The sequence below is a fragment of the Dehalococcoidales bacterium genome (genome assembly GCA_035529395.1).
Taxonomy (GTDB): Bacteria; Chloroflexota; Dehalococcoidia; order Dehalococcoidales; family Fen-1064; genus DUES01.
Window position 1 is genome coordinate 17995 of the sequence record DATKWT010000058.1, and the last position, 13683, is coordinate 31677.

14 protein-coding genes are annotated in these 13683 nt (G+C 54.2%); 7 read left to right on the forward strand and 7 right to left on the reverse strand.

Annotation, left to right across the window (positions count from 1 at the left end; genetic code table 11):
• Positions 1–157: 157 nt before the first annotated feature.
• The 4 genes from VMW13_03855 (at position 158) to VMW13_03870 (ending at position 4130) form a co-directional block, all read left to right on the forward strand.
• A complete protein-coding gene (locus tag VMW13_03855; protein ID HUV43948.1) occupies positions 158–787 on the forward strand; it encodes a 4Fe-4S dicluster domain-containing protein in 630 nt (209 codons plus the stop codon).
• Positions 744–2669, forward strand: coding sequence for an aldehyde ferredoxin oxidoreductase N-terminal domain-containing protein (locus VMW13_03860; GenBank protein ID HUV43949.1), 1926 nt, complete (start codon positions 744–746; stop codon positions 2667–2669). The genes VMW13_03855 and VMW13_03860 overlap by 44 nt, the downstream gene beginning before the upstream one ends.
• A 303-nt stretch (positions 2670–2972) precedes the next feature.
• Complete coding sequence (locus VMW13_03865) at positions 2973–3611, forward strand: 50S ribosomal protein L25 (protein HUV43950.1); 639 nt, start codon at positions 2973–2975, stop codon at positions 3609–3611.
• Between the two features lie 210 nt (positions 3612–3821).
• Entirely contained in the window at positions 3822–4130 is a 309-nt protein-coding gene (locus tag VMW13_03870) for a zinc-ribbon domain containing protein (protein HUV43951.1), read from the forward strand.
• A gap of 196 nt (positions 4131–4326) precedes the next feature.
• Here VMW13_03870 and VMW13_03875 read toward each other — a convergent pair whose 3' ends face one another.
• The 5 genes from VMW13_03875 to VMW13_03895 form a co-directional block, all read right to left on the reverse strand.
• The gene (locus VMW13_03875; GenBank protein HUV43952.1) at positions 4327–5877 is read right to left on the reverse strand and encodes an AMP-binding protein; all 1551 of its coding nucleotides are present in this window, start codon (positions 5875–5877) and stop codon (positions 4327–4329) included.
• Between the two features lie 41 nt (positions 5878–5918).
• A complete protein-coding gene (locus tag VMW13_03880; protein HUV43953.1) occupies positions 5919–7223 on the reverse strand; it encodes a TRAP transporter large permease in 1305 nt (434 codons plus the stop codon).
• Complete coding sequence (locus tag VMW13_03885) at positions 7220–7720, reverse strand: TRAP transporter small permease (protein ID HUV43954.1); 501 nt, start codon at positions 7718–7720, stop codon at positions 7220–7222. The genes VMW13_03880 and VMW13_03885 overlap by 4 nt, the downstream gene beginning before the upstream one ends.
• Before the next feature lie 78 nt (positions 7721–7798).
• On the reverse strand, positions 7799–8965 hold the full coding sequence (locus VMW13_03890; protein ID HUV43955.1) for a TRAP transporter substrate-binding protein: 1167 nt from the start codon (positions 8963–8965) through the stop codon (positions 7799–7801).
• 181 nt (positions 8966–9146) lie between these two features.
• Positions 9147–9449 carry a GYD domain-containing protein gene (locus VMW13_03895; protein HUV43956.1) on the reverse strand — a complete coding sequence of 101 codons (303 nt, stop codon included), beginning with the start codon at positions 9447–9449 and terminating at the stop codon, positions 9147–9149.
• 601 nt (positions 9450–10050) lie between these two features.
• Between VMW13_03895 and VMW13_03900 the strand changes: the two genes are divergently transcribed.
• A complete protein-coding gene (locus tag VMW13_03900) occupies positions 10051–10515 on the forward strand; it encodes a MaoC family dehydratase N-terminal domain-containing protein (GenBank protein ID HUV43957.1) in 465 nt (154 codons plus the stop codon).
• Between the two features lie 25 nt (positions 10516–10540).
• Positions 10541–10972 carry a MaoC/PaaZ C-terminal domain-containing protein gene (locus VMW13_03905; protein ID HUV43958.1) on the forward strand — a complete coding sequence of 144 codons (432 nt, stop codon included), beginning with the start codon at positions 10541–10543 and terminating at the stop codon, positions 10970–10972.
• Positions 10973–11088: 116 nt separating this feature from the next.
• On the opposite strand, the gene VMW13_03910 is transcribed toward VMW13_03905, so the two are convergent.
• Complete coding sequence (locus tag VMW13_03910) at positions 11089–11712, reverse strand: glycerol-3-phosphate acyltransferase (protein ID HUV43959.1); 624 nt, start codon at positions 11710–11712, stop codon at positions 11089–11091.
• A 287-nt stretch (positions 11713–11999) separates the two neighbouring features.
• Here VMW13_03910 and VMW13_03915 point away from each other — a divergent pair, with 287 nt between their 5' ends.
• Positions 12000–12686: a DUF1847 domain-containing protein gene (locus VMW13_03915; protein HUV43960.1), complete on the forward strand. Its 687-nt coding sequence runs from the start codon at positions 12000–12002 to the stop codon at positions 12684–12686.
• Positions 12687–12835: 149 nt separating this feature from the next.
• On the opposite strand, the gene VMW13_03920 is transcribed toward VMW13_03915, so the two are convergent.
• Positions 12836–13315, reverse strand: coding sequence for a carboxymuconolactone decarboxylase family protein (locus VMW13_03920; GenBank protein ID HUV43961.1), 480 nt, complete (start codon positions 13313–13315; stop codon positions 12836–12838).
• Between the last annotated feature and the right edge of the window lie 368 nt (positions 13316–13683).

Sequence of the window (13683 nt, forward strand, 5' to 3'; positions counted from 1 at the left end):
TTGCCCGGGGCCATTTCGAGCGTCACAGATAGACTGCTTGCAGTGGCGAAAAAGAGAGGCTGAGCCTCAGGAACTTGGTTTCCGGCTTTTCACTCCTGGCGTACAACCCCTGTCACTTCATATCCGGATACTAGCTCTGTGAAAGGAAAGATGACAAATGCCAGAAGACAGGAAGGAATCTAAAGGCATAGACAGAAGGCAGTTTCTTACGGGGGCAGGTGCTGTTGCCATCACTGGTGCTATCGCCGGTCTCGCTGCCTGCTCACCGTCCACAACAAAAACAGAAGAGGAGGTCCCGATATCCGGGGTGATAACACATGACCCGACCATATGCTCCGGCTGCGGCGTGTGTGGCCTGATGTGTTCGCTGTATCACGAAGGTGAGCAGGGTCCGGCGCTGGCCAGGTCAGGAGTAGTCCGGGACCCCTTTACCTACGAATTCACCTTCAATGTATGCCAGCAGTGTCGTTCTCCAAGCTGCTACTTTGCCTGCCCACTGAAGGACACGGCTCTATGCATTGATAGTGTGACCGGGGCCAGATACGTCAATGAAGAGAATTGCACCGGTTGTGAGAAGTGCATTGAAGCCTGTCCGTTTGACCCACCGAGGGTAGTACTGCATCCCGAGAAGAAGGTAGTTTTCTCCTGCAACCTGTGCATGGGCAGAGACAAGGGGCCGATATGCGTCGAATACTGCTCCATGAAGGCCCTGAGATATGTAACCAAGGATGAGAGGAAGGAAAATGGCGAAGTCGTACGGTTGGACCGGGAGTATTCTCTGGGTTGACCTCACCAATAACAGGATAACCAGGGTACCCACATCAGACTTTGAACCGGAGAAGTTCATTGGAGGGGTGGGGCTGAACACCAGGATATTCTGGGAACTGGGAAGCCCGAAGGTAGATGCTTTTCATCCTGACAGCCCCCTTCTAATATCAGTTGGCCCACTGACAGGTGCCAGCGGGCCGTTCAACAGGGCCGAAGTCTGCGGCATAGCGCCTCAGTGTTATCCGGAGGAGCTGTTCGCCTATTCGGGGTTCGGGGGGAAATTCCCTTCTGAGCTCAAGTACGCCGGCTACGATGGCATAGTCATTCTGGGGAAGGCGGACAGACCGGTCTATCTGTCGATACACAACGATGATGTGGAACTCAAGGACGCCAGGCACCTGTGGGGAGTAGACACCTTTGAGACACAGCAAACGCTGATGAGCAGTCATCCCAGGGCCTCGGTGCTGACCATAGGCCCGGCCGGAGAGAACCTCTCCCGTCTTTCCATAATTCTGAATGAGACTGCCAGCGCTGCCGGCCAGGGTGGCTACGGGGCTGTCATGGGGTCAAAGAACCTGAAGGCAATAGTCGTCCGGGGGACCGGTTCTCTGAAGATTGCCAGACCTGACGATTTCCTGGGACTGGTCAGTGACAGGATGGCGGCGGGTGAATGGTTGAGTGGAGCAGCACAATCATGGGGTAGATATCCCTTGTGCGGAGAGGTTATTAAGGCAGACATGCAAATCAACCATCTTAAAAAATTCGCCGGCTGTTACGGATGCCCCTACCAGTGCATGGGTTTCTACGATATCCCGGGCATAGGCAAAGGCGCCCAGATGTGTGTCGAAGCGTGGTACGGGTATTTCACCAGAGACAGTTCCGAGGGCTACTGGGAAGGAAATATCCTCTCACAGAAGCTGGGCATTAACAACTACGAGCTGCTGGGAATGATGATATTCCTTACGGCAGCCGTCGGCTACGGAGCTGCCAGTAAAAAGGACCTGGGTTTATCAACTATTCCGCAGATAGACTATGCCGGGCAACGGCAGTACGGCGGGCAGAAAGCTCACCACAAGTTCCTCACGGAGCTGCTGAACGGAATAGCCGACGGGACCAGTCTGCTGTCCCAGGGCGTGGGTAGAGCGGCAGAGCAGCTAGGCCAGAGGGCTGTGGACCTGTATCAAGAGCGATATCCGGCCAGGGGCTATACATCCCATCATATAGAAAACGTGGGGTCGGCTTTGCACTGGGCTACCGACACCAGAGACCCATATAGCTCCTGTCACGACTACGTCTTTACTTTCGGTCCGTATCCACAAATAGCTGCCCACTTTGGAGTACCCGGTGGTGATATGACTCCAGGCGGGAAAAAGAATGTGTATGAGCGAACAGAAGATCAGACCGCCTGGGTACAGAACCACCAGAGTCTGAAGAATTCCCTGCCGATATGTGAATACGCAAGCATACCATACGCATTCTATCATCCACCCGCTATGGATATAAGAATCTTTGAAAGCCAGGTCCTGTCCGCAGTTACCGGGATAGATTACAGTGTAGACAAGCTATGGGAAGCGGGAGAGAGAATCTGGGCCCTTCGTAGAGCCATTATGGTACTCAGAGAGAACCGTACAAGGGAAGATGATACCTTGAGCCACGTCTGGTTTGAGCAAATAGCTGGTGGGGACCAGACACTGGCTGCACCACTGGATAGAGACCAGTGGGAAGCCCTCAAAGACAGGTACTACGGCGTACGCGGCTGGGACGTCAGCACCGGCTGGCCTGCCAGAGCCAGACTGGAAGAGCTGGGCATGAAGGACGTGGCTGACACGCTGCAGAGCGCCGGTAAACTGGGCCAGCACAGCCGGCAAGAGCCTCAGATAGCAAGTGCCCCCTCTCGCTGATTGTGACCGGTTTGAAACTTGGACCGTGGCCGAATATTCGGTCCAATATCCTGTTCACATTTCGCACAGGCAGGGGTTCGTGGTATACTTGAACAGACGCCCGGTCGCGTCATCGGGTCAAGACCGGAGATAGGGAAACCGTTTCTCCCGTCTATTATTGCCCTGCTGATGGCACCGGGAACTCGAACGAAACGGACTGCCCGTTCAGCATGAATCATTATTCCGTCTTGTTAACGAGATCTATAGGAGCTGGTTACAACGTACTGTAGCATCCCGGGGCTTGAACTCTGGAGGAGGGACTGGATGGAGAATATAGAACTGGAAACCACTCGTCGGGAGATGCTGGGAAAGGAAGTCAGGTTCCTGCGTCGCCAGGGTATTATGCCTGTTCATCTTTTTGGCCATGGTGTCGAGTCACTAGCCTTGCAGTGCGATGCCACAAGTCTGCAACAGACATTATCCAGAGCGGGGCAGACAAGGCTTATCAACATCAAAATACATGGGGAAAAAAAGCCAAGACCAGTCGTAGTCCGTGGAGTCCACCGAGAGCCGGTAAGAGGCGGGCTGCTCCATGTGGATTTCTTTCAGGTCAGTATGAAAGAGCGGGTGAAGATAGACGTGCCTCTTATCCTGGTAGGGGAAGCACCGATCTTGAAATCGAGAGAGCACATGATAGTGCAGGAGCTGAATACGCTGGCTGTCGAGTGTCTTCCGGCCAGTATGCCGGGTAGTCTGGACCTGGATGTCAGTTCTCTCTCAGAGCCGGACCAGGTCCTGCGGGTAAAAGATATTGAAGTCAATGAGGATGTCACGGTCCAGGATGACGCCGAGCTTGTTGTTGTGCGGGTCATACTGCGGCCGATAGCTAAGGTGGAAGAACCCGTGATAGCAGAAGAAGTAGCTGAACCTGAGGAAGAACCTTCACCGGCTGAAGGCGAGTAACCGGGAGAACAGTTTCCCTCGATATGATATCGGCTGGCCAGGCATTGATTCCTGGGTTGCAAATTCGGTTTAATTGCTGTATAATACATAATAGGTTTTAGAGTAGGTTATTGCATACTAATTCAACCCTCAAGTTACATCCCAACGGGTCCACATACAAGTGTCAGATGACCGAAACTCTTACCGAGTATATAAGAGAGGAGGTCATCCATGGCCTACGAAGACAGGACCATAACATGCTACGATTGTGGCGCCACTTTCACGTTCAGCGCTGAGGAACAGGAGTTCTTTGCTTCCAAGGGATACGAGAACGACCCCAAGCGCTGTCCCTCCTGTCGTGAGGCAAGGAAAGCGAACCGCCAGAGTACTGGTGGTTACGGTTTCAGGAGCCAGCGACAGATGTTCCCCGCGGTGTGTGCCCAGTGTGGCAAAGACACCGAAGTACCGTTCCAGCCCCGTGAAGGCAGACCGGTATATTGTAGCGATTGCTACAGCAAGATGAGCCTGAACAGGCGATAGTAGTAACCTGCATTTTAAGAAACGCATGGACCAGGTACCTGGTCCATGCGTTTCACTTTCTGCTCCCTGAAGTCTGTCCGGGTAAGCCTATGGTTGTTGTCAGGTCAGGATTACTTGCCGGCGTATTCTGGGGATTAGTCACCGGTCGGCATCTCAGGGGGTGCGAACGACCATGCGATGTACATGCCGTACAGCCTCATCCCCCGCCGTACTTTTTCCTCAGGGCGGGTTTTTCTATCTTACCGGTCGGGTTACGCGGTACTTTATCGAAAAAGAATCGGCGTGGCCGTTTATAGCGGGGCAAATGCTCTTCGCAGAAGGCCAGAACATCGTCTGCGGTGAGGGTCTCACCGGGGTTTGGGTCGATTACGGCTACGGCTATCTCTCCCAGTCTTTCGTCAGGGATACCGATTACGGCAACGTCGTAGACCCCGGGATGACTCTGGATGATGTCCTCAACTTCTACCGGATAGATATTCTCACCGCCAGTAATCACCACGTCCTTCTTCCGGTCGGTCAGGTAGATGAAACCGTCATCGTCCATCCTAGCGATATCGCCGGTGTATAGCCAGCCGTTTCTCAGGGTCTCGGCTGTCCTGGCCGGATTCTTGTGGTACTCCTTCATCACACCATCGCCCCTGACGAGCAGCTCTCCGTTCTCTCCGGGGGCAACATCGTTGCCCTGTTCACCGACTATTCGTACCTGCCAGCCTTCTCCAGCCTTACCGATTGCACCTACCTTGTGCTCGTTCTCTATTCCGAGATGGACGCACCCCGGTCCGGTCGCTTCACTCAGACCGTAGTTGGTATCGTACTGCATTGCCGGGAAATACTCTTTCCAGCGTCGCACCAGACTGGGAGGCACTGGTTGGGCTCCGATGTGCATCAGCCGCCAGCAACTCAGGTCGTAGTCCTCAATCCTGAGTTCTCCACGGTCCAGTGCACCGAGGATATCCTGCGCCCACGGTACCAGCAGCCAGACGATTGTCCCTCTCTCGCTGTCCACGGCCTCAAAGATGCTCTGCGGGTTAACCTCGGTTAATATGGTAGCCCTGCCCCCGACGAGCAGGCTACCGAACCAGTGCATCTTAGCGCCGGTGTGGTATAGCGGTGGGATGAGAACGAAGTTATCTTCGTGCCGTTGATAATGGTGGCGCTGCTCGGTTATTGCGGCGAACTCCATGTTGCGGTGAGTGAGCACAATTGGCTTCGGGTCACCGGTGGTCCCGGAGGTGAAGTACAGACCGCAGGTGTCGTCATCTCCCAGCGGCACGTCCAATGATTGGGAAGACGCCTCGGCAATAAGGGCCTCGAGGTCTTCCATGCCATCGGGCAGGTCCTGCCCGACAAACAGGTAGTCCCTGATGGTGGACAGATGCGTGCGGATTTCGGCTATCCTGTCGATAAACTCCTCTCCGAGGACCATTGCCCTCGCCTCGGAGATATCAACGCAATACCGGATGTCCTTCGCACTGAACCGGAAGTTGAGCGGGACCGCCCAGGCACCGGTGCGGATGATACCGAAATAGGCTTCCAGCCAGGCTACCGAGTTCATCATCAGGTGAATGACGCGGTCACCCTTGTCGATACCTCTCTCGGTGAGCACACACGCTATCCGGTTCGCTCTATCATTGAATTCCTTCCAGGTAACCTGACGTCTTATCCCCTGGCTGGGCTTCAGCTCGATGAGGGCAGTCTCATCCGGGTACTCCCCGGCATTCCTTTCGAGCATATCAACTATGGTCATTGACCGGTAAACCTCCGGTGGCCCTGATTAATTTGGCGCTGCTATGGACCTGCCAGGCCGGGCAGGAATGTGGCTATTTTGGGCCAGGCTATCAGTATTGCTACGGCAATAATAAGAGCGCCGAGGAAGGGGAATATCCCCTTGAAGATGGTCTCCAGGGGCACGTCCTTGGCAATCCCCTTGATGACATAGACGTTTATACCCACTGGTGGTGTGATTACGCCCATCTCCGTTACCAGTACAATTATCACACCAAACCAGATGGGGTCAAACCCCAGAGTCATCACCAGCGGGTAGATAATAGGTATGGTGAGGGTAATCAGGGCGAGGGCATCCATGAAAAAGCCACCCAGCAGGTACATGAGGATTATTATGGCCATGATGGCCGTTGTTGGTAACGGCAGCCCGCCCACCCACTCGGCCAGCATGAAGGGGATTCTGGTCACGGCAATGAAGTGTCCGAAGAGGACAGCCCCGGTGATGATAACAATAACCTGACAGGTGACCTTCAGCGCATCTGTAACGGCAAAGCGGAATCCCTCCCAGGTGATCTGACGCCGAGATAGTCCGATGAGCAGCGCACCGGCAGCACCGACTGCTCCTGCCTTGGTCGGGTCAAACCATCCCAGGAAGAGCCCGCCCATTACCAGAGCAAAGAGGATGAGCATCTCGGTGGTGCTGCCAAGTCCGGCAATCTTCTCCCGCCACGTGGTCGGTTTTCCGGCCGGTGCCAGCGAAGGGTTACGCCAGCATAACAGAAAAACTACGGTTATAAAGAGCACCGCCAGCAACAGACCCGGGAAGACCCCCGCCATAAAGAGCTTCCCGATGGACTGCTCCGTAAGTATCCCGTAGACGATGAATATGGTGCTTGGCGGAATGAGGATACCGAGGCTACCGGCTGCGGCAACACTACCCGTCGCCAGTGAGTCATCACAGCCGTAGCGCTTCATCTCCGGCAGGGAGACACGGCCCATGGCTGCCGCGGTTGCCGTGGTTGACCCACAAATGGCGGCGAAGCCGGCGCAGCCGGCAATGGTTGCCATGACAAGACCACCACGCACCTGGCCAAAGAGCTTGTGACTGGCGTCATAGAGTCTGCGACTCATACCTGTGGTATAGGCCAGGGAGCCCATTAGCATAAACATCGGGATGACGGTAAGCGAATAGGACGAGAACTGCTCGAAGAAGTCCAGTGCAAGGCGGCTCAATCCAACGTCCGGCGATACCAGTAAGGCATAGCCGACCAGCCCGACGAATGCCATGGCGAATCCGACCGGCATCCCGACGAGCATGATGGCAACCAGGGCGACAACGCCGATAATGCCTGCTATGACGGGATTCACTTCTTCACCACTTGTAGAATTGCCCGCAGCAACTGGCTCAGCATCACCAGGCAGACAGGGATACAGCAGAAGGCTATGGCGTAAATGAAGGGGTGGAACGGGATTCGCTGGGTCATCGAGACCTGGCCGGTAGTCTGGACAATGCGGGCATATTCAAAGCTCCGCCAGGCGAGTAGCGCGAACAGACCGAGGCCGAGTAGAGATACGAAGGCAGAAACAGCCGACTGTACCCGTGGCGGCATTCGAGTCGTGAAGAACTCTACCTGGACATGGCCGCGCTCTAACAGTGTATAGCTGAGGGCAAAGGCCGTTACCAGTACCCCGAGGTAGCCGACTATCTCAATTGCTCCGGGTACCGGCTGGCTGAAGAGCTTGATGCCGACGATATCGGCAATGGTGATTGCCAGCATGCCCACGAGGGCGATACCGGCAATCACGGTCACCCAGCGTGATGATTTATCGGCAAACCTCTCAAGGCGCTCAACTATCCGTGACATAACTCCATATAACCAACAGGGTGCCCGTGGCAGATTACCTGCTGCGGACACCCTGACTTGCTGCTATCTGCCGGTTGACTAGTCTTGCGGAAGGAGTGGTACCAGCTCATCCTCAACCCACTGGGCACTCTGTTCAGCTGTCGGTGTCCGGCTGCCCCAGTAGGCAACTCGCTCCAGTATGTAGGCCTGATACTCGGCCGCGCTTAATCCCGCTTCTGTCTTATCAGCTATATACTGCTCAATCAGTGGGTCTACTGCCACCTCTACCCAGCGGGCCATTTCTGCTTCAGGAAGCTCGATAACCTCCCGGTCACCACCGAGGCTCAGGAAGTAGTCAATGCCGGCCTTATCGTAGTAGTCCCAGACCTGGCCGTGCTTCAAAATCCATTCTTCACTGACATCGCTGAAAACCTTCTGAACGTCGACCGGCAGGGAATCCCACTTGTCCTTGTTCATAACCACGAACATCATGGTCGTGTTGCCGACATCGTAGCAGCCGGTCACGTATTTCACTACATCGGCCTGTTTCCACCCCTTGAGAACCTCCCGAGGTGTGAAACTACCGTTGACGACGTTCTTGGAGAGCATCTCATAAGCCTCCCCCTGGGAGGCGCCGTAGCCCTCCGCTCCGAGGGCCTCTACAATACTGGCACCAATACCGGTGGACCTTATTACCAGGCCCTTGAGGTCTTCCATGGTGCGTACGGCTTTCTCGGTGGTGAAGATGACTCCGGGACCATGCGCGTGGAAGTAGAGGGGGTGGGTATCATCGAGCTCGGCAGGCTTGAACTCCTGGTAGAAGTCGTTGGCGACCCTGGTAGCCACCCACCCATTAGGGTAGGCATGTGGCAGGTCAACCAATTCGCAGGCTGGGAAGCGCCCGGGCGTGTAGGCGAAGACGGACATGGCGATATCGGCAATGCCCTGGACCACGCCGTCATAGGTCTGCGGTGCAGATACCAGCGAACCGCCGGGGTAGTAGGTTATCTTGACCTTTCCGTCAGTCCTGCTCTCGACCTCTTTTATCCACTCCTCCGCCAGTATGGAGTGCAGGTGGGTGGGTGGGAAAAAGTTACTGTAGGTTAGCTCAATCGTCTCAAGTGGCTGTTCTTCGCTCTGGCAGCCCGGTAACACACATAGAGCCACTACCAGGGATACCAGAATTACCAGGGTATTTTTCTTCACCGGTTCAACCTCCGACAATAGAATCGCAGTTCTTAGACCTGACCGGACATCAGTCCCCATTCAAAGAGGCCTCCCGGATGGGAGGACTTCACGTGCGATGACGCTTCCAGCACGCTCGGTACACTGTATCACAACCCACTACGGCAGGTCAAAGCTGACCCGGAGCCTGCTGCAAGTTGTCAGCCATCCGTATCACCGAGCATAATCTGCCGATATAGGAGAAGGTATGGTGTGAAACAGATTACCAGGGTGTTTCACGTTCCTTAAGGGTCTCGATGAGATCAGCGATAGTTATCGCCGCCAGTGTCAGTGTCTGGTACATCCCGCGGGCACTGAGCCGTATTGCCAGCTTGGCGATCGCCTCATTGCTGGGGGCCTCCACGATATTGACGAAGTCGTACTGCCCCAGAAGGGCGTACTGGTCAATGATTTTTACCCCCATGAGCTCCATCTCTTTGTTGATTCCCTGGAGGGCTTCGGGGTCTTCCTGGATGGCCTTCCTGCCGGCGTCAGTTAGCGTGGTGAGCATAAGGTAGACGGACATTTCTTACCTCCCTGGATAGGGTCTCTGCGGGATTCCAGCAGGAATCCCGCCAGTATTATAGCAGGTCTGGCATACCGGTGTATCAATGCCGGGCTGCGAGTATGCGTACTAAAGTGAGTCCAGATTCAGAATGCCCACCTCAGGAGTGCTAGTGTAGTGCTTCCTATATATCGTTATTTTGTATGACGATGCTGATTCCAAACCCTTAATAAGGACGGCTCGACTGGGACCTACTTTCGAAGTCTCGGCAAACTAACGTACCGTTAGAAGCACTACACTAGCTCTATCGACGGATTTCCACGTCTTTGCGAGCGATCCTGCTGGTAAAGCCAGCAGGCCGAAGCGAGCGCCACTGAGTCCAGTGGCGCGCAATCTCACCTCCATTTCCATAGATTGCGGCAATCCCGTAGGGATTGCGTGTCCTTCCAGAGAAGGACCATGTCGCCTCCGGCTCCTCGCAATGACAGGTAAGGTCTCCCCCAAAGAATCGACGGGTCAGGGGAGTACGCGTACTAAAGTACGCATACTATTGCACATCATTCCGGTTGTGCTATAATATCAGACGAACGCTTACTGACGCTATAACAAAGGAGGTGTAGTTATGACAGAAGACTCGGTAATTACGGATGAGATGAAGGCCGCTATCGGCGTGGAATCGGAACCCTCCGTATACGAGATTGAGAAGGAACCGATAAGACGGTGGGCGGAATCAATCGGTGACCCCAATCCACTCTACCGTGATGAAGAATACGCCAGGAGCAAGGGGTACCGCAGTATCATTGCACCACCGGGCTTTATGGCCCAGTACGCCTTCCCCGTCAAGGCTGGCGGCGGACGGCGTAGTTTCCAGAGCCCGTTTACGCGTATGCTTAACGGCGGTAATGATTACGAGTTCTTCAAGACGATACAGGCAGGCGATACCATATCCGCTACTGGCAAGCTCGCCGAAATCCGCGAGAGAACAGGCGGCATGGGCAAGATGCTAATCATCATCAATGAGACCACCTTTAAGAACCAGGGCGGAGAGATAGTCGCCAAGGCACGCAGCACTGGCATCAGCTACTAACTGCCGGGAAGGAAAGGAGAAGGAAATGGCTGAACAGCTTTACTTTGAAGACGTACAGGAAGGAACAGAGGTAACCCCACTGGCGAAGAACGCCACCACCCAGCAGCTGGTACGCTGGGCCGGGGCCTCCGGAGACTTCTATCAGATACACTACGACAAGGACTTCGCCCTGGGCAATAACCTGCCCGGATTAATCATTCACGGAGCCTTGAAGAGCGCCTGGCTGGGCCAGCTCGTCGGAGATTGGGCCGGTAATGAGGGTATAATAAAGAGCTACGGCTGCAGCTACCGCGGCATGGACATCCCCAATGACGCTCTCACCTGCAAAGGTGTGGTGACCAAGAAGCATGTTGAGGGTAACGAGCATATCGTGGAGTGTGATATCTGGCTGGAGAACTCCAAGGGTGAAAAGACTACACCCGGCACCGCCGTGGTCGTTCTCCCCTCGAAGAGCTAGCTGCCGTCAGTACTTTTGGTCTGACTGACACTACGAATTCAATAATTACGGGTCAACAAGAAGGTTGTCGGACTGTCCCGACATCATCGTCAGGGCTGCCGGCAACCTTTGCATTCTTAGAACCTGTCCTCCAGGCTTTTACGGCGAAATACGTGACCCCAGTTTTCCGCCTTGCCCCGCATCTCCTTCAACCGTGGGATATACCTGATAAGCGGTATCAGCAACAGCACCACGGAGAAAACGATTAGCTCCCACCTGTCATATTTCAACCAGCCGACAAACGGGAAACAGAGCAGTGGCAGACTATAGCTAAAAGTGGGATAGCGTGTTAGCAGCAGAGTCAGCCCGAAGATACCAAGGTAAATTGGTATGCCCCACGGCATTACGAAGAACAGGATACCAATACAGGTTGCGCCTCCCTTACCACCACTAAAGCGCAGAAAGACCGGGAAACTGTGGCCTAGAACAGCGGCTCCACCGGCGAGGAACTGCACTATCTCCGGCACGCCAAAGGCGCCAGCCACCGCGACTGCGGCAGCCCCTTTCCCCATATCAATCGCCAGGACAAGGGCACCCCACCAGAAGCCAACGTTATAGAAGACATTCATCGCACCCATGTTCCGGGTACCTATCTCACGAATATCCGTTCCTTTCCTCAGCCGACCGATAAGGTATGCCGAGGGAATGGAGCCGAACAGATAGGCAATCACCAGCGCCAGAGCAATGAGGACACCTTCCACTCCACTACCCCCTATTCACCTTTTTTACCGGGAAATCTGGTACTACGACCTCTTTCTTTCCCAACCTTTGCGTGCATTGAGGATAGACTATACGGCATTTACCTGTCAATAAAGTTCCCGGCCGGAGATTGACAACAGCGTGCCATGAATATATTGTTATTGACAGGAGCGCTTCCCCAGAGCATTCGAAATTAATTTGAAGGCTCTTAACAGGGGCATAGAACTGGCAAAGAGTTAGGCCGGAAAATCACAACAAGTCTCATGTATTTCGACAAGGAGGGGACTCTATGACTGAGAAGGTCGAGTGTGCCAGGTGTGACAAAGTAGTGTGTGGCAGCGAGCATTCTCAAGAAGGACCATCAAACTGCCCGACCAGGACAAAGTCAGAGGTTATCAATCGAGCATTGCAGGAATACGACAAGCCGGAGATAAGGGAGTTTGCCCGGCAGGCGTCGATTCAAGAGTCTGAGTGCTACATGAACCTCCCCGAGGGCCTTACTACCCGTTACCCGAGGGTAGAGGAGACAGCGCAGTTCGCCAGGAAGATGGGCTACAAGAAGCTTGGTATTGCCTTCTGCGACGGCCTGAGGGGTGAGGCCGAAACACTAAACACAATCCTGGAGAGGAGAGGCTTCGATGTTGTGTCCGTTTGCTGCAAGGCAGGCGGCATACCCAAAGAGAGGATAGGCATCAAGGACGAGGAAAAGATAATAAGCAAGTTTAGAGGCCCAGGTAATTGGGAATCGATGTGTAGCCCCATATCCCAGGCTGAAATATTAAACGACGAGGGCACGGAGTTCAACGTGCTGGTGGGACTTTGTGTAGGGCATGATTCGCTGTTCTTCAAGTACTCCCAGGCCCCGGTGACCGTGCTGGTGGCCAAGGACAGGGTCTTCGGTCATAACCCGGTGGCAGGTCTGTATCTCTCCCCTTCGGTCTACTATCGCAAGCTACGGCGCAAGGAGACCGTTTAAGGCGGGGAAGAAGTGGGTACGAGCTGTCGGAGTAGTCCGCTGGCACCCATCGGGTCATTGCCTGGAATGCTCCGAAGATTCACAGACCCGGTATCATTATTGAACCATCTGTCTTCTTGCAGACCAGGAGACTGCCGATATGTTGAACTCTATCTTTGCCACTTGCCAAGGGACATCCGATACAGCAGGTAGTCAAAGGAGTTCCCCGCTAGGTTGCCCAGCCGAACCATCCGGAGCACCAGGTCAACGGCTTCCGCCTTTTCAACACCATATGTCTCCTGCAGCTTCAGAACGGCCTCGGGGCCAGGATTAGCATTGGATTCAGCCCAGTGCTGTGCATAGATGACGGCCAAGCCCTCTTCCTTGGGACAGACGTCAGTATCTCCCGATAATAGCTGGCCGATTTCTTCCTGGGTAACCCCGCTTTTCAAAGCCTGCCTGGTATGAAAGTAGGAACAATAGCGACAGCCGTCTACTGCCGTTACAGCGAGCATGAGCCTTTCCTGGAAAGCTGGTGATATCAGTTCCTTACTCTTTAATTCCCTCAGTCGTTTCCTGTGCCTGATAAGAAAGCACAGATCAGCGAAGAATTCCCTGATGCTGCCATATGTTCTTTTCTTGAATCTCATGGCCGACACTGTTGACCTCAGCTAATGAGAACAGGATGAAGAATACAGAATATGTATAATGACAGTATAGTATCAACGATTACAGAAAGTCATCCCGGGGAGGGAGAGAAGCCATTTCTGCTCCTATCACACCCCGTCGCATTTTGCAGTTACTGCGTTCGCCCGGGCATCCTTTACTACACGGCACGACACGCTGAAAATGTCGTTTGCTCAACTCCCCCGGCCGGATTGACTCCGTGTAGTAGTGTCTGTATGATTCAAGATGCATTCCCCGTTTCATGTAGCAGGACTTACGAAGCGAGCGAGACTGAACGGCTACGGAAGGATTCTCTGGGCTTAAGCACGCTATGCTGATGTTTGCGGTAACG

Excerpts from the sequence above, each read along its gene's own strand:
- VMW13_03875 (HUV43952.1), bottom strand. The coding sequence starts at position 5,877 with ATGACCATAGTTGATATGCTCGAAAGGAATGCCGGGGAGTACCCGGAT.
- VMW13_03905 (HUV43958.1), top strand. The coding sequence starts at position 10,541 with ATGGCTGAACAGCTTTACTTTGAAGACGTACAGGAAGGAACAGAGGTA.
- VMW13_03900 (HUV43957.1), top strand. The coding sequence starts at position 10,051 with ATGACAGAAGACTCGGTAATTACGGATGAGATGAAGGCCGCTATCGGC.
- VMW13_03915 (HUV43960.1), top strand. The coding sequence starts at position 12,000 with ATGACTGAGAAGGTCGAGTGTGCCAGGTGTGACAAAGTAGTGTGTGGC.
- VMW13_03870 (HUV43951.1), top strand. The coding sequence starts at position 3,822 with ATGGCCTACGAAGACAGGACCATAACATGCTACGATTGTGGCGCCACT.
- VMW13_03885 (HUV43954.1), bottom strand. The coding sequence starts at position 7,720 with ATGTCACGGATAGTTGAGCGCCTTGAGAGGTTTGCCGATAAATCATCA.
- VMW13_03860 (HUV43949.1), top strand. The coding sequence starts at position 744 with ATGGCGAAGTCGTACGGTTGGACCGGGAGTATTCTCTGGGTTGACCTC.
- VMW13_03920 (HUV43961.1), bottom strand. The coding sequence starts at position 13,315 with ATGAGATTCAAGAAAAGAACATATGGCAGCATCAGGGAATTCTTCGCT.
- VMW13_03865 (HUV43950.1), top strand. The coding sequence starts at position 2,973 with ATGGAGAATATAGAACTGGAAACCACTCGTCGGGAGATGCTGGGAAAG.
- VMW13_03895 (HUV43956.1), bottom strand. The coding sequence starts at position 9,449 with ATGTCCGTCTACCTTATGCTCACCACGCTAACTGACGCCGGCAGGAAG.
- VMW13_03890 (HUV43955.1), bottom strand. The coding sequence starts at position 8,965 with ATGGGGACTGATGTCCGGTCAGGTCTAAGAACTGCGATTCTATTGTCG.
- VMW13_03855 (HUV43948.1), top strand. The coding sequence starts at position 158 with ATGCCAGAAGACAGGAAGGAATCTAAAGGCATAGACAGAAGGCAGTTT.